This window comes from Lysinibacillus sp. fkY74-1, from assembly GCF_053165895.1.
Genome location: NZ_CP170173.1, coordinates 812438 through 830611, shown reverse-complemented (window position 1 = coordinate 830611; position 18174 = coordinate 812438). Strand labels below are relative to the sequence as shown.

Here is an 18174-nt window from a genome sequence, read left to right as displayed (position 1 = left end):
TCGCACTGCTTTCATCTAAACTAAATTATTGGCGTTTTTTCATACCCTTTAATAGTTGTGCTACATTCGTGTCTTCTGCTTGTACAGGGAGATCCTCTACCAGTTGCTCCTTTTTCTTCGACTTCGTTAGGAAATTCCAGCCAAAGCGCCTTATTGTTATATCAATAAAGAATAAGAGCATACCTGCAAGGAGAAGCCATGTGGCAATGTTTTGACGATCCGCCCCTTGCTTTGTAAAGTCACGGAACACTTCTTGTGGTTCTTTTAAAACAGCACCACCTGTTTGTTCGGTTATTTCTTCTATTAATTTATCATTAACAGGAAGAAGTTCATATTCAGCGCTGTAAGGAACACTTAATCCCGCCTGATAAATCGTTTCCTTTTCATCAGCGATACGGAAGAAGATTAACCCCGGCTCAGCTTGTACCACAGCTCGCACCTGAGAGGCTGATATAGTTTCAAGCTGTGTGTCTAGCTCTTCACCCGCTTCATTAACAGCCACAATATCTAAAAATGCTGCTTCATTTGTAGGGTCTGTAATCATAAAGGATCCATCTGATTCTACTCTTACATCGTAGGCAACGTCATTATAACTTGGGAGCATTTGCGAAATAAGCGTTTGCCAAAATGTGCCCCAGTCCTGCCATCTTGCCCAGTCTCCTGACCACTTTCCTGTTGAATCAGAAGTAAATGCGAATGTTTTGCCAAGACCGTATTGCCATTGTGCTAATACTGGATCTTCCTTTTCGCTTTCAGCCACGACGGTAGCACCCTGCTTTGCGGTTGTTCCAATATAAGCATTCATTTGTGGAACGCCATTGGCAAATAGCGTATTCCATCCCCCTGCATTATACAGTACAGGATAGAATGGATTATCTTCAATGTACGTACGGGAAATCATGGCCGTTTCACGAGATAAAATGGACGGAATAGTTTGCTCATCGATAACATTGTAGAAGCGTCCACTCCCCATCTCACTCAGAGCTTCCAATAAGTTTGCATCCGCGTCTTGACCAATAGCTACTGTCGATAAGGTTATTCCGTTATCTTTTCCTTGTTCAATTAAATCGTCATAATTTCCTGGCTGCGATTGTCCATCCGTTAAAAGAATAATATGCTTACGTTGCAGTTTCATATCTGCTAGGTTTTCATATGCTTTTGCCAGTGAACCATAGATTTCTGTTCCGCCTCCTGGTGTAACGGATAAAATGGTATCCACTGCCTCTTCTTTATTATTCAAAGGTCCAGTCTCTATAATTTCCCAAGGACGATCATCAAATGCTATAAATCCTAATGTATCTTCATCACGTAGCATTTCAACTGATCGTGCAGCCGCTTCCTTTGCAAGCTCTAGCTTGGATCCTGACATACTGCCAGAACGGTCTAACACAATGACAAGTCCTAGCGAAGGTAATTGTTCTTTCCCCTTTATCTCCATTTCAACAGGTAATAAAGTTTCAATTGGTGTTTTAAAATAACCACCTAAACCAAAGCTATTTTCTCCACCCACCATTGCAAAACCAACACCAAAGTTTTTGACTGCTTGCTCTATCACACTCATTTTTGCCTCACCGACTAAATGTCCCGGTACATTATCAAAAATAATGGCATTATATTGCAAATAACTGGAGAGTTCATTTGGCAAGCTTTCAGGTGATTTTACATCATAGCCTATTGATTGCTGACCAAGTGCCGACGCTATTGGTGAAGCTGTTTCATAGCCATTCACAATGAGTAAATGTGGTTCGCTTTGTACCATTGTGACACTTGTTAATTTATTGTTTTCAAATATTGCGTCCTGTCCTACTTGAACAACAGCTTCATATTTCACCAGCCCTTCACCAGTCGCTGCATGTTTATAGGTAAACATATTCGTTCCTTCGGCTAGCTCGACTCCCTCACGATGAATCAGTTCATCATTTTCATATAATAATAGCTCGCCTTGTCCAGCTGTTGTTGCATGCACTTCTGTTACCAGTTGTTGTTGCTCACCTACATAGGCAACTTGTGGGGACACAAAGCTTTTTAATGAAACATCATTCACAACAGGCTGACTGAAGGGCACAACATCCACACTAATATTGGAGCCTTTAAACTTCGTGGCGAAATCTAAAGCACTTCCCTTTGTCTCATTGCCATCTGTTAATAGCACAAGGCGTGTTGCTTTTTTCGGATCTATAATACCTGTGGCAAGTTGCAGGCTTTGTTCTATATTCGTTTGATCAGTAGCCTTTATTTCCGTAAACTTTGGTACTTCCTTTAATGTTTTAGTCATAATGGCTTCTGTTTGTAATGTTGATGAGAATGAATACAGCCCTGCAAGCTGTTCATCTTTTTTCGATTGTAAACTATCCTGTATAAACTGTACCATCTCATCTTCAGTCCCATTCATGGAAGCTGAGCGGTCAACTAGATACACGATTTGTTCTTCTTTTATAGGTAATAAAAGATACGGCCCTGCCAATGCGAAAACTAAACAGCCTACCGCTAGCATGCGAATCATAAGTACGAAAGCATGACTCTTTTTTAGTCGCTGTCGTTCTCGCCAATAGGTCCAACCAAAATAGATGAGTAATGGAAGTAATAGCAACAATATGAATGGCATATCAATTCGTAAATCCACGACGTCGTTGCACCTCCCACTCTAAAACAAGTAAAACTAAAATAATAAGAATTAGCCAAGGGACAAAAGAAGCCTTCGAAATCTCAGCCTTTCCGTTATCAGAAATATCCCCTAATGTATAGCTTGTTCCTTGCTCAATAACACGTTCTTGCGCCTGCAATTGTACAATAAAATGTTTTTCTTCATTATTAGAACGCACAAAATAGATGCCAGGTTTTGTTGGCGCAGTTAGCATACCATCCGTAACCAATGATAGAAATTCATCTTCTTGTGAATATACGCTCCAGTCTTCCTGCGCTAAAGCTACTGCTCTTTGTTCATTTGGTGTGAAAATACCGAGTGAACCAATGGATTCTGATAACTGCTGTTCAGTACTCCATAAGAATAACGGGAATGATGGGTGTAGTGGCCAATCCGTATCTGCAATATCTGCTAAGACGACGATATCCCCTTTAGGAGAGCGCTGTATAAACGGCTTTTCTCCAACAGTAGCGATAGTTTCATAATTTGTAAATCCAGGATACAAGGCGCTAACATAAACATCTTTGAGCTCACTAAAAGCAAATAAAGCATCACTTTTAGTACTTACTATGCCACTTACCTCTACCTTTTCAGCATCATCACGGCCAAATAACACAAGAGGTTTGACCATCTTTTCCAGCAATTCAGCTTGATTAGTGATCACCGTGGCATCCTGATTGTCTACTACTTGTAAAGGCGGAACGATTTTCACACCCGTACTTACGGATTGAAATCCTTTTTGAATCAATTGATGCATGCCCTGATCAACCACAATTTTTGAAGTAGCCGTTTGTAGTAAAACCGTTTGTTGATTATCTACGTCATAATCATCTTGCGCATCAATAATCGCTGTCATCGATTTTTCTACAGGTAACTCCTTGAAGGTTTTTGTTATCGCTTCCTTTGGAGGAACAGCGATATTCTCAGCTACTAACTCTTTACCCTCTTCATTTAGTAATGCTAGTGTGACCTTTTGCTCGTTGTCTGTATCATTATGAAGCTGCACAAGCGCCATTGTAGCCTGTCCATCTGTTGTTGCAGCAAATCGAGTAATAGCAATATTTGTTAAGTCCTTCACAGCACCTCTTACTAGCCATTTAACGGAGTCCTTATTCATAGGTAGTTGTTTTTTATCGAGTGCATCTGTAAATACATAGATGGAAGTCGGTGTATCTCCTACAAATGCTTGTGCCACATCTAGCGCCTTATCCATTTCTGCCGTTTCATAGGTTACTTGTAAGTCTTTAATACCTTTTTCGATTTCTTTAACATTTGTCTCTTGCTGCAAAATCGCTTTTGGTGCTGAACCAGTCGTAATTAACGTGACTGGTCTCCCATTTAATTCATCTATAAGCGTCAGCATTTCCTGTTTATGTGTGTCAAAGGTAGATTGCCCCTTACCAGCTAACATTGTTGCAGAAGTATCCACAATAAATATAGTTTGCTCACCAACAATCGTTGATTTTTTCACATAGGGATTCATGAGTGCCAACACAAGAAGCAACAATGCTAGTAACTGTAAATAAAGTAGGGCATTCTTTTGCAAATGCTTTAAATAAGGAGATACCCGTGTTTCCTGCATAATCTCAGACCAGAAAAGTGTTGAAGAGACCGGCTGATCTGTATATTTTTTTCGAAAGAAATAATAGAGTAGGACAATGACCGGGATGATGGCCGTCCAGCTAAACATAATTTGACTAAAGCCCAATACGGCTCACCTCACCTAATCCAATGTGCTTTTAATAATTGCTGAAAGATTGCCTGTTGCAAACCATCTTCCACCTTCAATTGTAATTTTCGAATGCCGAAACGACGACAAATAGCTTCAAACTCTTCTTCATGTAATAAACGTCTTGCATGATAGGTTTCTAGTACTTTAGTGGACATTGTCACATTGACTTCATTACCTGTTTCACGATCAAGAAGACGCACATCCCCTGAATAATTTGGTGATAGTTCTTCTTCCGTCACTATTTGTAGTATACGTACATCGCCAGCATAGCGTGGTAGCCTTTTTAAAAGTTGCTCCCATTCTTCAATTGACTCTAGACCATCTGTAACAATAAATAACACTGTACTATCCTTTGGTAAAGCCTTTAAGGCACCCTGTGCAAAAGGATTCGAATAACTCGCTTCCTCTATATCTGTTACTATTTGTAAAAATGCTCGGCGATACATGGCGCCCTTGCGACGAAATGGAGGCTTCGTTTCATCTTGTAAAAATGAAAAAGATAAACGATCGTCTCTACCAAGTACCATTAAACCAAGGGATGCCACTATTTGACGAGCAAAAGTCCACTTGGCATCCATGCTCATTGATTTTGTGGTATCGAGTAGGATGTGTACGCGCATTTCTTGTTCATCTAAAAATCTTTTAATAAAGTATTTATCCGTTCGGGCAAAGACGTTCCAATCCACTTGTCGTACATCATCACCTAAATGATATTCTCGAAAATCCGAAAAATCGAGGGATGCCCCAAAGCGCTGTGAACGATGCGAGCCTTTATGCTGCCCGCGTAGCTTGGAGGCAGTAGCTACTTGAAAACGACTGATTTTCGCTAACCAGTCTTCGGGCAATAAGTAGTTGGCTGTCACTTGCTAACACCTTGTTGAACCTTTTCTAAAATAACATCAATGACATCATCTGCTGTTTTTCCTGAAGCCTCCCCTTCATAGTTCAATAGCATCCGATGACGTAATACAGGTTTTGCTACTGATTTAATATCAGCCACTGAAACATGGAACCGACCATTCATCAGCGCTCTAGCTTTTGCTAATTTTATTAAACTTTGCAAACCACGAGGTCCACTGCCATACATCGCATATTGCTTGACCTCGTCCAGAGCATCAGATCTTTCTGGGTGCGTTGCCACTACTAAATCGGTTGCAAATTCAAGCATTTCATCAGCAACCAGCACTTCCTTCACCATTTGCTGGGCTTCTATTAGAGCCTCTGTATTCATCAGTTTCTGTAAGCCAATTTCCTGAGCACCTGTCGTTCGCTTCATAATTTCCATTAGCTCATTTTTTTCCGGATAGGGGACAAGAATTTTACAAAGGAAACGGTCCATCTGTGCTTCTGGTAACGGATATGTGCCTTCCATTTCAATCGGATTTTGAGTCGCTAACACGAAAAATGGTCTCGCCATTTTTTTTGTATCGCCCAAAATCGTTACCGTTTTTTCTCCCATTGCTTCTAACAAAGCACTTTGAGTCTTGGGTGTAGCGCGATTTATCTCATCTGCTAACACCATCTGACTAAAAATAGGGCCAGGCTGAAACGTAAATTGTTGTTTACCATCTGGGGTGCGTTCAATCATACTTGTCCCAGTTATATCCGCCGGCATAAGATCCGGTGTAAATTGTATACGTGAAAACGATAAGTCAAGAACTTCAGAAATTGTACGAATTAACATCGTCTTCCCTAAGCCTGGTAAACCTTCTAATAATGCATGACCATCTGCTAGTACAGCATACAAAGTATAATCAATCGCATCTTCTTGCCCTACAATAAAACGATGAATTTCATCTTTTACTTGTTGTAATTTTGTACTCATTTCTACATATTGTTGCTCTGTAAATGCCATTTCATTTCCTCCTACTGCGACTCAATTGACGTGAAATAAGATTGCACGACATTTTGTAAATCCTTCGGTAATTGTAAACGCTCTGAGCTTTCTAAATAGCTGTCTTTATAAGAACCAATTATTTCTTCATACGGTCGAATGCTGCCCTTTGTTATCGGACCATTCCCCTGTTGCTCAGAGACATGAGAGCCATCTCCTAATGCTCCACCATCCACGGATGTCTCGTTTGACCCACCAATCCGATTCGGTGTCGTTAATAAATCTCGACCACCTTGACCTTTACCTGCGCCCTGACCTTGTCCTTGACCCTGTCCTTGGCCCTGTCCTTGTCCTTGTCCTTGTCCTTGGCCCTGTCCTTGTCCTTGGCCCTGTCCTTGTCCTTGGCCTTGACTATTACCATTTTGTTGTTGGGAACCATTTTGAGCATTATTTTGACCAGACTGACTCGTCTGCCCTTGCTGATTGCTTGGCTGGGAATTACCAGATGACTGCTGACTACCTTGTTGTTGATTATTATTTTGATTGTTAGTGCCAGCATTATTAGCACTTGCAATTGCATTTTGTAAGGAATTACTCGCTGGTTTACCAAGTTTACTCATAGCTGTTTGTGTGGCATTTGCATTTTGTGTGAGCTGTTGCTGCATTTGTGCAAGTTCCTTCAATTGCTCAACTTCTTTTTTCGATAAGCCTTGTTCATCGGTAGCTCCGTCTTGACTTGCCGTTTGTTTATCCTTTAATTGCTGCTCCTTAAGAGCAAGCTCCTTTTGCTTCTTCACCACTTCGCGGAGTGCCTCTTCAGCTGTTTCTGCTTCCTTAAGCGTGTTTTGAAGCTCTTGCAATTGCTCTTTCACTTCTTTTGTCTGCGCTTTTTTCTCCAGCTCCGCAACTTCCTTCTTCATATCGTCGATTACAGCTTGCTCTTTTTCAACTTCAATCGCTTCTATTTGAGTCGCTGCCGGGAACATATAAAGAATTGCTAGGACGACAGCAGTGCCAAATAGTCCAATAAACGCCTTTGGTCGAAACAAATTTTTCTTGCGAGCCTTAAAGCTTATGAAAGCCTGTTCAACATTCTGTATCGCCTTTAATAATAATGCTTGAACAAGTGGGTCCTGATCGTCTTTCAATGATAAAGCTGTAACCAACTCATTATGTGAAAAATAGTGATCCAATGTATGCAAAGCTTCTTTCTCTTTGACACGTCTCCACCAGATGTAAACGATCGTTGCAATAATAAGTGTAACAAAGATAGCCAACGCAATTTGGCGGTAATAGGGCCAGACAAATAATCTTGAAATAAGAACGAGAGAAGCACTCGAAAGCAATGCCAAAAACAGACCATATTGTGCAATAGGAATGCTTTTTTCAAGTGTTAAACTCGACTTTGCACGCTGAATATATTTTCGTAATTGCTTACGACGCTCCATAATAATTCCTCCTCATCGGTTACTTTTCATGTTGGCACGTAATTTTTTTATGGCAACTGTTAAACAAAGTACAATAATCAATACATAAACGATTAAATAAGTAATCCACACAGGTAGTTCCACTCCTGAAAGTTCAGCTAACGCATTTCCCATCTCAGGTGAAATCAGCGTCAGCATTAGGGCACCTGGATTAATTGAAGCCCAAAAATAAGTCATAAAGGAGGTACTTGCACCTACAGCATTACCCATTTGATGGAAAGCCATTGTTAAAAAGAAGAAAAACGCTGTAATCCCACCTAAAAAGATAATAGAACCATATGTGGCAATCATGGCAACAATCGTTTTTTTCGTAATAGTTGAAAACATGACACCAATACTACCTATTGCTACTACAGTAACTAAATAGAATAAAAATATAGAAACAAGCTGGGAAGGTGAAACCCCACCAAATAGGAACACTAAACTATATAATGGTAATCCTGCTACAAGCATTAAAACTAGAAACGACACCGATGATAATAATTTACCAACAACAATTTGTGTAGAGCTTTGTGTCGTTGTTAGCAAAATATTCAAGGTTTGTTTTTCACGCTCACTACTGATTGCTCCTGCTGTTAAGCTTGGAGTAATAAAAAGAACTAATGCCATTTGTAAAATGGTTAATACAGCAAACATCATAAAACTTGTTTCTGGTTTAAAGAATCCCTTGCCAGTAAATTCAGTGGTAAGCAATAAAAAACCTGCAATGAAAATACAAAGTACCGCTAAATAAAACATTAATCCTGAGAAGCTTTTAAAAGAACGGAATCGTAATTTTAACTCTTTCACAAATACTGGATTATAAAATCTTTCCATCATTGACTGTCCGCTCCCTTCGTAATCGCCATAAAGACATCCTCTAGATCTTTCTCTTCCTCACTTAACGCATAAATAGGTAAATCTGCAAGTATCGCCTTTTTCAGTAATGCTACCTGCTCTACATCTGTTCCACGATAATTAAAGGCTATTTCTAGACGATGCTCAAGGACATCAATAGATGAAATATGGGGATCTTCTTCCAAATATGCACGTACTTCGTGTATACGATCTGTTACTTTCATGACGATACGCTTTTCTCCCTGTAACTGCGCCTGAATGGCAGCAACATTTCCATGTGCAATTAATTTGCCATTATCAATGACGCCAATTTCATCACACATTTCAGCAAGCTCAGGCAAAATATGAGAAGAGATTAAGATGGTTTTACCCATAGACTTTAAATTCCGTAAAATATCTCGCATTTCCACACGGGCGCGAGGGTCTAATCCTGACGCAGGTTCATCTAAAATCAATACTTTAGGATCATGGATAAGTGCACGTGCAAGACATAAACGCTGCTTCATCCCACGCGATAATAAATCAACGTATTCATAACGTTTGCTCGTTAAATTTACAAGCTCTAAAAGCTGTGGAATCAGCACTTGGCGCTCTGCTAGTTGAATACCGTAGCTAGCTCCATAAAAATCTAAATATTCATCTACTTTTAGCTGGTCATAAACACCAAAGAAATCAGGCATATACCCGATTTGCTTGCGTACTTCTTTCGGTTCCTTAACAACACTTTTACCGTTTATCAACGCATCACCTGATGTCGGTGACAGTAATGTCGCTAAAATAGAAAATGTTGTTGATTTACCCGCTCCATTAGCACCAACAAAGCCAAACACGATGCCTTCTTCTAAGGACAAATTTAAATGATCCAGTGCCGTAAAGGAGCCATATCTTTTCGTTAGGTCACGAATTTCAATCATGATTATTTTGCCACTCCCTTCAGCTCTATTTCAGGTAATTTCGTTTGTTCACCAGTTGGATCTGGACCATACTTAATTTCAAGTCGAACTTCACTATCTTGATTAATAAAATTTTTAATATTATCTGTAAACACTTGCTTTGTATCAACTAATGGCTCATACATATTTGTGGCATTATTCCATATCGACAGCTGCATACGTTTAACATCCTTATTAGAAATGGTTAGTTCATTAAGTGATTCCACAGCGTCCATAAATTGATCAGGCATTGCCATTGTTAATTCGTATAAACCATCAGATAGATACCAGTTATTCAATTCCTCATCGATTTTATCGAAATATCCACTCGCGGATAGTGAGTTTAATGAGTACGTGAAATTATTGCGTTTCATTGTAAATGGTCCTGATAGTTCCACTTTCCCTTTAAACGGTTGAACAAGCATTGTAATTGGAGACATATTTGCACTTGTTTCAAGCTCAGCCCCTACTATCGCTTGATCTGTCCATGCTGTAAGTATTGGCTGTCTATCATTCTCTACAAGTGGTAATGCTAATGTTTTCATTCGTTCAACACGCATTGGATCTACCTCATCCTTCTGAGATGGGTAACTGTAGTTGTAATTATTAAAAACAGATGGCTTTTGAAGTACCGTTGTCTTCAATTCCTTGTCTACTTGCAAAGTTCCATTCGCTTTAATATCACCCAGCTTTACTTCTTTCACGCCAGAAATTAACGTGACGTCTTTTAATTCAAATGGGAAATTATTTTTTATTGTTCCAGTCAGCTTTTCATTTTTCAATGTGATATCAACATCCATTTTCCCAATATTTTGAGCTGATGTTTTCCCTCCAAATGATTGAACAGACCAATAATTTAAATCACGTAATGTTAACGTTGAACCGTTGGCATTTTCTTTAATATAAGAAGATTCATGTAAATCACCCACAGTACCTGTGAAATTATTATAATTTCTCATCGCAACTGCCGTTGTATTTTTATCCGTATTAACGATAAAATCCCCGCTACGATTCGTTAAGATTGATTCAACATAATACCCATTCAAACTACTATCCTCATTGACCTTATAAAATGCGGATTGTTGTACTTGTGGCTGAACAATTCTGTCTTTTGCTCCAACAATGAAAAGACCAATCGAAAGAACGATTGAGAACACGGGAATAATCCACCATGCATGCTCACGCTTGTCTACTTTTTTCAGAACAAAATAAAGAACTGGGCCAATGATGATAATATAAAGAATAATGACGATAAGCATATAGCTTACTGAAACTTCAAAGGACGGGAATAATTCATTTATGCTACGAAGCTCATAAGAAATTTGATCGAGTGGGGATTGGCCCTGATTCATCATTCCATGCTGCGAAATACTTTGAATATCGATCATTTTTGCTAGAAGGGCTGCATAGCCATCCATTGAAGCAAGCGGCTGATCTCCTAAAGAAAAGGCTGTTTGAATAATTTCACCACCGCCAATTTTTTTCTTCGAAGCTAGTACAACATTATTCTCCGTTAATACCGGTAAACTTCCTTCAAGATTAGTAGCTGTATGAATCGAAATTGGCTGCGTAAAAATACCACCGCCCGATAATTTTGTTAATGTTTCTGCAGAGATAGATGTCGTCTCTTGTGATAATGACATTGGTAAATAATCTTTAAAAACCCCTGCTGTGGCATCCACTTGATCAGTAGCCCCTAAAAGTAATGTACCCCCATCTTGTACCCATTTCAGCAATGCCTCTTGTTGTTTTTGTGCTAAGTCGGCTATTGCTACTTCATCTACGACGATGACATTTGCCATGGCAAGTCCTTGTTCATCTTCTGGGAATGTATAATCCTTTAATTGATTAATGTTAAATATTTCTACATTGTTTTGAGGAACAAATGATGATAAACGTAAAAGTGCTGATAGTCGATCACTTTTATCTGTCAATGTATAGACAAATGTTGATGTAGGATCTAAAAAATTCGATTGTAGACGCTTAGTCCCCTTATAGGCAATCTTTTTTCCTTTTTCAATATTTCCTTCATAAAAAGCAAATAAATCTGCGTCCGAATATCCATTGTCAGCTAAACCATCTAGATAGAAGGTAAATGTCTTCTCTTCTCCAGCTGCTATATCAATTGGAACGACAAGTGCGGATGCTGCTTCATAGGAATTAGAAGAATTTATTGCCATATCTCCAGAAAAATCTGCACCGTTATTTTTCACTGTAACTTGTAAGGGCACAACTGATTGATATTTAGCTTTCCCTGAAATGCCTGCTGTTGCTTTGACCTCTAATGGTGCAGCAGCTTGCGCCTGTGTGGAAGGCAACAGAAAGCTCATCATCAGCATTACTAATAAAGTCAGTGCCATAATTTTTGTCTTTTTCAAAAGCTCAACCCCTTTTTATGTAAGTAGATGGTTACATAATTATACGATTTAAATTGCATTTTGTTCCATTTCTTATGATATCTTCATCAATATTCATAAACTCTTAAGAAATCACTGAGCCAAAACGAAAAGGCAATCCCCTAATAGACTGGAATTGCCTTATTTTTTATTTTGTATAGTCAAACAAACAACGTGCATGGTCTTGCACTACTTCTACAAATGCCTCTACTTGACGCAATTCAAAAGATGATTCATAGCCAATAAGCCATGTATCTCGTGTAATCCCAAATTCCTTTTCATCGTTTGTTAAAGGTATTTTATGAATTTCATCATGATCATTTAATGTGATGGATGGTAGTATAGCATAACCTATTCCATTTAAAGCCATCTGTTTACAAATTTCAATTTGATCTACTAAAATTTGTTTTCTGGGATTTTGAGCAAAGTGTTGCTGCCACCATTGTTGAATTTCCTGATAGTAGTTCGAATCACTTTTGTATTGAATAAATGGACGATCTGTCGTCAGTACATCTTCAATTGTCTTCAATTCCTTATCCACTAAATAAAGAGTGTCTCTGAAAAGGTGAATCTTTTCCCCTTTCCAATCTACCTGACCTCGTACAATTCCAATATGTGCCTCGCCCTCATAAAGTGCTTTCACAATTTCAGAACTCCAGCCCGTCATAAGCGATATTTTTGCATCAGGATATTTAGATACAAATTCCTTTAGGATTTTAGGCAACCAGTTTTGTCCAACAATGGACGCACAGGCAATTTTCAATGTCCCATTTACCTTTGTTGTTAAAGATTGAATCGTTTCAAATATTTCTTCCTTTTTCGCTAGCATTTCCTTTGCATAGGCAATAACCTGTTCACCAGCAGGTGTTGCTGTTAAACCTTTTTGTGAACGAATAAATAATTGTGCACCCCAGTCCTTTTCAATGGTTTGTAAACGTTGAGAAAGGGCTGGTTGGGATAGAAATAGACGTTCAGCTGCTTTCCGCATATTGCGTTCCTCAGCCAAAATTTTTAAAATCTCTGCCTCTGTTGCCATCAATCTGTAAACCTCCAATACAAGCAAAGAGGGCCTCATGACTTTCATATGAGCTCCCTCTTAAACTACTACTCTTTTTGATAAATATATTTTTTCAATTGCTTTAAAATAACACGTCTTGTTAATATCCCTGCAAATGTACCATCTTCGTCCACTACACATAAAAATGCGTGGTTAATAACTAAATCCAAAGCTCGCTGAAATGTATCTGACAATTTTAATACAGCGATCTCTTTTTCCATAATAGAGTCAACTTTAATATCAGGAAGCTTTTCGTACTCAATATGCTCGAGTCCTAGAATCGATTCCGTTATCATTTTCATGCTCAGTAAACCTTGAAGTCGATATTTCATATCTAATACAGGAATGGACGAATATCCTGTCCGCGTTAGTACAAGGAGTGCGTGTTCTGCACTATTACCACTTTGTACATGTGCAACTTTTTCAGAGGAAATGATAAAATCACTAATTGGCATTGCTAATAAGTCTTTGCTGTTAGTTGAAATCATGAACTTCTTCTCCTTTTCTGTCCTGGCTGTGCAGAACAGTCCTTCCCTTTCATCATATCACAACTTTTCTATGTCTGACCATGATCAGGACGGGAAGAGTTTTTCAGGAATAACGAATTATTTTGAATCATTCAACAAAAACTAAGTACACCCTCAATCAGTTAAAGTGTTTCATCTCTGATTGAGGATGCGTTATTTCTAATAGCCAGCCTTACTCCAGTAATAAAAAATCATGATCCCTAAAAAGAGTAAAAATATCAGATATACCCATACGATTGGATTGAGCATCGTTGCATACTCTTCAACCGTTTCTGAAATCGGAGTATCCTTTTCAGACTTCCGTTCAGAAGTCATCTTTGCAATTTTCAACGTGGATACAAACGAAATAACACAAATAATTATCATGGCAATTAGAGCTGGTATTAACCACATACCCATTGTCAAAACTCCTTTCTTTTCCCTTAGTATGCGTCAATCCAGCTCTCCATTATGCAAACATTTTTAGAATGGATATTGATTGAGCCACTGGCCACCATCCAATGTCACACATTCTCCGTTCATATAACTTGCTTTATTAGACATCATAAATGTTGCTAAATCAGCTATTTCCTCAGGTGTACCCGTTCGTCCTAGTGGAACAGAATCTAATGTACGCGCAGCAGCTGCTTCCGATTCCCAAAGCTTATCTGCTCCACCCGTCCGTTCAATTGGTCCTGGTGCTATTGCATTGACGCGGATACCATACTGCTTTCCCCATTCTACTGCTAATGTTCTCGTCAATGATAATACTCCAGCTTTTGCCGCAGCTGAATGGACCACACCAGCTCCTGCATTCCAAGCATAAGTAGCCACCATATTCAAAATAGAGCCCTTAATTTTATTTTTTATCCAATATTTACCGACAGCTGAAGAACAGAAGAACGTACCATTTAACACAATATCTACAACTGCCTTCCAACCATTAGGTGTTAAATCCTCAGCATGTACAATGAAATTACCTGCCGCATTATTAACAAGACCATCAACCTGTCCAAATTTTTCAATAGCAAACTCTAGCATCGCCTCTGCATGTTCTGGTACTCGTACATCCATTTGAAAAGTTTCAATAGTTGAGCCAGCCTCTGCAATAAACTTTTTTGCCTCTGCTAAACGTTCTTCGTTGCGCCCTGTTATAACAACATTTGCTCCTTCAGCAACAAATTGCTTCGCCATATAAAGGCCCATCCCACTTGATCCACCTGTAATGACAATTGTCTTCCCCTGCAACATTCCATTTCCCCCTTTATTAAAAATGAATGGTTATTCATTAAAATTTTACTATATTTTCTCGAATATGTCATATTAATTCTGCTTTTCACTCCTTTTAATTTCTATAAAAAATATAAAAGAGCTATCCACAATAATGAATAGCTCGCAAATTTTTTAGAATTCATAAGTATAAGCTATATGATATAGCTCCATTAGTTCCTCTTTTGTCGGTATCTTCGGGTTATTGCTAGGACTACCACTTGCAATCGCATCTTCAGCCATTTTAGGGATAGCCTTATAATAAGCTGCCTCCTCTATGCCCCACTGTTTTAAATTACTTATATTCAAAAGTTTACATATTTCCTTAATGGAAGAAATGGCTAACTGAGCAAGCTCCTCTTGTGATAATATTTCATTGCTTTTATGAAAGAACTCTCCTAAAACTGCTAACCGATCTATACAAGCTTCTTTTGAAAATTCTAAAACGGCTGGTAAAAGCATCGCGTTGGAAATACCATGGGGTACGTGGAACAACGCACCTATTGGACGAGACATCCCATGTACTAACGCGACCGAAGCATTAGAAAAAGATAGGCCTGCCTGCATGGAACCTAATGACATAGCTTCTCTCGCATCTACATCATCACCTTGCTCATAAACTCTCATAATGTTATGAATGATTAAATCCATGGCAGAAAGAGCAAGTACATTTGAGTATGGGTGGGCTAAACGTGACAAATAACTTTCAATGGCATGGCTTAAGGCATCAATCCCTGTAGCCGCTGTAATTGCAGGCGGTGATGTTATCGTTAAAATAGGATCAACAATGGCAATCGTTGGCATAAAGGCAGGCTGTTTAATCATCATTTTGACTTCACTCTTTGTATTGGTAATAACAGTAGCATCTGTTGCTTCAGAACCTGTTCCAGCTGTTGTTGGAATAGCAATATGTGGGATTGGCGCTTGCGCTGCAATTTTTGCCATTTTCATGTAATCTCCTATGTAGCCACCGTTAGTAGCCACCACTGCAATTGCCTTTGCTGTATCAATGCAGCTTCCACCTCCAACAGAAATGATGACATCACAGCCTTCTTGCAGAAGAAGCTGTAGGCCTTCCTCTACATACGTGTCATCCGGCTCAGTTACTACCCCAAGGTATGAGGCGACTTCTATTCCATTTGTGTTTAACAAGCTACTACATTGCTTCACAAAGCCTAAGTTGTCCATAATGGGATCGCTAATAATAAGCGCTTTGGTACCGAGTTTTTTAGCATACTCACCCACCTCTTCAAAGGAATCACGCCCATAAACAATCGTTCCAGGTGAATGAACAGTAAAGATTGTTTTTGTTTGAATCATTTTTCTCCCTCCTACACTATTGAGCTGTATAGCCACCATCTAAAAGAATTGCCTGACCCGTTAACCCTTTAGCTAAATCACTTGCCAAATATAAAGCAAGCCCTGTAATTTCTGAAACATCAAGTAAACGCTTTTGAGGTACAAGAGGATAGAGTACCTCTTCAAGTACTTCTTCTACTTGAATTCCTCTAGTTAACGCTAAATCTTTAAACTGATGACGAACTAATTCTGTATCCACATATCCTGGACAAATCGCATTTACCGTAATGCCATCCTTCGCTACCTCCAGTGCAGCTACCTTCGTTAAACCAATGACACCATGCTTCGCCGCATTGTAACCGGCCTTTCCAGCAAATCCAATCACTCCATTAATAGAGGCCATATTAATAATACGACCACATTGATTTTTCTTCATATGAGGGAATGCATATTTCATCGCAATAAATGGAGCAACCACCATTACTTTTTGCATGTCTTGGAAAATTTCAGTCTTAAAGTCTTCAATAAGCGAGACATGTTGAAATCCTGCATTATTGATTAAAATATCTAACGTTGTAAATCGATTGATTGTCCAATTAATTGCCTCTCTTATGGCTTCTTCATCTGTCACATCACATGTATAAGCCGTTAAGGAGGGTTTTTTTCCAACAGCCTCTCTTAAAAGCTGTTCATTTTTATCCGTAATGACGACATTTGCCCCTTGCTCGGTAAATGCTTGTGCCATGCAAAGACCAATGCCACGAGCTGCTCCAGTAATGAACACTGTTTTTCCTTGCATACAACATTCCTCCTACATCCCTATTGAAAATAAGATAATAGCTATTATTGTGCCGATAGTTGGAATAATAACCGTCAACGCTCCAAATGGCATATAGGCGTCCTTGTGCTTTTCATTACAGACTGAATTAATGGTAGTGACCACATAACCACCATGTGGTAATGAATCAAGTGATCCTGATGAAATGGCAATTGTCCGATGCAAAGCCTCTGTATTTACCCCCATGTCAATATAGTGGGGTGCAAGCAAAGGCATCGCAATGGTTTGACCACCAGATGCAGAACCAGTCAAACCTGCAATGACAGCAATAGCTAGGGCTCCTCCAATTAACGGACTGCCAGGGATATTTGTCATGACATCTACGGTAGCCAAAAAGGATGGCGTTGCTTTTACGACACCACCAAATCCTACTACAGCCGCTGTATTAGCAATGGCAATAATGGCACCCATTGCTCCCGCTGCTAATGTTGCTCCAACGGATTTGGCATACTTATAACTCACTAAATAGGCGACAATACAACCACTTGTCAAAGCAACAATTAAAGCAGAAGTTCCAAGCGAATTATGGAAAACATAAGAAATCACTAAGACGACTAGCAATGGTATTAGACTAAGTAGCGGACTGGGAAGCTTCCGCGTTTCATCAACTATTGGATTGTCGAGCGTTCTATAAATATTTCTCCATTGTTTACAGCTCGTTTAATCATCCAATTCAGCCAAAGAGAACCACCAACAGCCATAAAAATAGCGACAATAATACTAACTTGCCATCCTGCATATGGTGTCGTTCCAAGATATTGAATGGGAATCCAATTTTGAATTTCAGGTGAGCCAGCTGACGTCATCGTAAAAGTGACTGAGCCTAGACCAAGTGCAGCGGGGATAAAGCGTCGTGGAAAATTCGCTTGTTTAAATAAACTGATAGCCATCGGATAAACAGAAAATGCTACGATAAAAACAGAAACACCCCCATAAGTAAGGACCGCTGCTGCTAACACAACCGCATATGTTGCATATTTCACCCCGATTTTTTGAATAATCCATGTTGAAACACTATCCGCTGCTCCTGTATCCTCCATGACTTTCCCAAAAATAGCACCTGCCATAAACATTAAATACCAAGAACCAACGAACCCAGTAAATCCATCCATATAGCTTGTTAGAAAATTGGCTTGGTTCTCACTTGCAGTTTGAGGAAAAAATGCTAAACCATTAGTTAAAGCAGCTAACAGTGCGGTTAACGGTGCTGAAATAAGTAAATTAACGCCCTTCATTGTTAAATAAACTAATAATGCTAAGCTACCAAAAAGACCAATGTACGCCAACATAGACATCCCACCCCTCCCCATTTTTAGAAAAAGAGCTGTATAACGCTACAGCTC

At 39.2% G+C, this 18174-nt stretch carries 14 protein-coding genes and 1 pseudogene; all 15 read right to left on the bottom strand.

Features of this window, described 5'->3' with window-relative positions; all coding sequences use genetic code 11:
* Positions 1 to 25 precede the first annotated feature (25 nt).
* The gene (locus ACE1MS_RS03810; protein WP_447402712.1) at positions 26 to 2623 is read right to left on the bottom strand and encodes a VWA domain-containing protein; all 2598 of its coding nucleotides are present in this window, start codon (positions 2621 to 2623) and stop codon (positions 26 to 28) included.
* Entirely contained in the window at positions 2607 to 4352 is a 1746-nt protein-coding gene (locus tag ACE1MS_RS03805; protein WP_099805021.1) for a vWA domain-containing protein, read from the bottom strand. The genes ACE1MS_RS03810 and ACE1MS_RS03805 overlap by 17 nt, the downstream gene beginning before the upstream one ends.
* 11 nt (positions 4353 to 4363) lie before the next feature.
* Positions 4364 to 5239 (bottom strand): DUF58 domain-containing protein, encoded by an 876-nt coding sequence (locus ACE1MS_RS03800; RefSeq protein WP_031418833.1) that lies wholly within the window; start codon positions 5237 to 5239, stop codon positions 4364 to 4366.
* Positions 5236 to 6231, bottom strand: a complete 996-nt coding sequence (locus ACE1MS_RS03795) for an AAA family ATPase (protein ID WP_012293051.1) — start codon at positions 6229 to 6231, stop codon at positions 5236 to 5238. Before ACE1MS_RS03795 ends, ACE1MS_RS03800 begins: the two co-directional genes overlap by 4 nt.
* An 11-nt stretch (positions 6232 to 6242) precedes the next feature.
* Positions 6243 to 7658 (bottom strand): hypothetical protein, encoded by a 1416-nt coding sequence (locus ACE1MS_RS03790; protein ID WP_447402711.1) that lies wholly within the window; start codon positions 7656 to 7658, stop codon positions 6243 to 6245.
* Between the two features lie 12 nt (positions 7659 to 7670).
* Complete coding sequence (locus tag ACE1MS_RS03785) at positions 7671 to 8516, bottom strand: ABC transporter permease (protein WP_012293049.1); 846 nt, start codon at positions 8514 to 8516, stop codon at positions 7671 to 7673.
* The gene (locus ACE1MS_RS03780) at positions 8513 to 9448 is read right to left on the bottom strand and encodes an ABC transporter ATP-binding protein (protein ID WP_416277508.1); all 936 of its coding nucleotides are present in this window, start codon (positions 9446 to 9448) and stop codon (positions 8513 to 8515) included. Before ACE1MS_RS03780 ends, ACE1MS_RS03785 begins: the two co-directional genes overlap by 4 nt.
* 2 nt (positions 9449 to 9450) lie before the next feature.
* Complete coding sequence (locus ACE1MS_RS03775) at positions 9451 to 11844, bottom strand: hypothetical protein (protein ID WP_416277509.1); 2394 nt, start codon at positions 11842 to 11844, stop codon at positions 9451 to 9453.
* A 166-nt stretch (positions 11845 to 12010) separates the two neighbouring features.
* The gene (locus ACE1MS_RS03770) at positions 12011 to 12898 is read right to left on the bottom strand and encodes a LysR family transcriptional regulator (protein ID WP_012293046.1); all 888 of its coding nucleotides are present in this window, start codon (positions 12896 to 12898) and stop codon (positions 12011 to 12013) included.
* A 68-nt stretch (positions 12899 to 12966) separates the two neighbouring features.
* Positions 12967 to 13407: a cyclic-di-AMP-binding protein CbpB gene (gene cbpB, locus ACE1MS_RS03765; RefSeq protein WP_012293045.1), complete on the bottom strand. Its 441-nt coding sequence runs from the start codon at positions 13405 to 13407 to the stop codon at positions 12967 to 12969.
* Between the two features lie 198 nt (positions 13408 to 13605).
* Positions 13606 to 13845: a hypothetical protein gene (locus ACE1MS_RS03760; protein WP_008174117.1), complete on the bottom strand. Its 240-nt coding sequence runs from the start codon at positions 13843 to 13845 to the stop codon at positions 13606 to 13608.
* A 63-nt stretch (positions 13846 to 13908) separates the two neighbouring features.
* On the bottom strand, positions 13909 to 14676 hold the full coding sequence (fadH, locus tag ACE1MS_RS03755) for a 2,4-dienoyl-CoA reductase (RefSeq protein ID WP_416277510.1): 768 nt from the start codon (positions 14674 to 14676) through the stop codon (positions 13909 to 13911).
* A gap of 153 nt (positions 14677 to 14829) precedes the next feature.
* Positions 14830 to 16014, bottom strand: a complete 1185-nt coding sequence (locus ACE1MS_RS03750) for an iron-containing alcohol dehydrogenase (RefSeq protein ID WP_012293043.1) — start codon at positions 16012 to 16014, stop codon at positions 14830 to 14832.
* A gap of 16 nt (positions 16015 to 16030) precedes the next feature.
* Positions 16031 to 16792: a 3-hydroxybutyrate dehydrogenase gene (locus ACE1MS_RS03745; RefSeq protein ID WP_447402710.1), complete on the bottom strand. Its 762-nt coding sequence runs from the start codon at positions 16790 to 16792 to the stop codon at positions 16031 to 16033.
* 12 nt (positions 16793 to 16804) lie between these two features.
* Positions 16805 to 18120: pseudogene (locus tag ACE1MS_RS03740) on the bottom strand (GntP family permease).
* Between the last annotated feature and the right edge of the window lie 54 nt (positions 18121 to 18174).

What these genes read in the sequence shown, in the direction of transcription:
- ACE1MS_RS03770 (WP_012293046.1), bottom strand. Translation starts at nt 12,898, where the DNA reads ATGGCAACAGAGGCAGAGATTTTAAAAATTTTGGCTGAGGAACGCAAT.
- ACE1MS_RS03795 (WP_012293051.1), bottom strand. Translation starts at nt 6,231, where the DNA reads ATGGCATTTACAGAGCAACAATATGTAGAAATGAGTACAAAATTACAA.
- ACE1MS_RS03790 (WP_447402711.1), bottom strand. Translation starts at nt 7,658, where the DNA reads ATGGAGCGTCGTAAGCAATTACGAAAATATATTCAGCGTGCAAAGTCG.
- cbpB (WP_012293045.1), bottom strand. Translation starts at nt 13,407, where the DNA reads ATGATTTCAACTAACAGCAAAGACTTATTAGCAATGCCAATTAGTGAT.
- ACE1MS_RS03785 (WP_012293049.1), bottom strand. Translation starts at nt 8,516, where the DNA reads ATGATGGAAAGATTTTATAATCCAGTATTTGTGAAAGAGTTAAAATTA.
- ACE1MS_RS03780 (WP_416277508.1), bottom strand. Translation starts at nt 9,448, where the DNA reads ATGATTGAAATTCGTGACCTAACGAAAAGATATGGCTCCTTTACGGCA.
- ACE1MS_RS03760 (WP_008174117.1), bottom strand. Translation starts at nt 13,845, where the DNA reads ATGGGTATGTGGTTAATACCAGCTCTAATTGCCATGATAATTATTTGT.
- ACE1MS_RS03750 (WP_012293043.1), bottom strand. Translation starts at nt 16,014, where the DNA reads ATGATTCAAACAAAAACAATCTTTACTGTTCATTCACCTGGAACGATT.
- fadH (WP_416277510.1), bottom strand. Translation starts at nt 14,676, where the DNA reads ATGTTGCAGGGGAAGACAATTGTCATTACAGGTGGATCAAGTGGGATG.
- ACE1MS_RS03745 (WP_447402710.1), bottom strand. Translation starts at nt 16,792, where the DNA reads ATGCAAGGAAAAACAGTGTTCATTACTGGAGCAGCTCGTGGCATTGGT.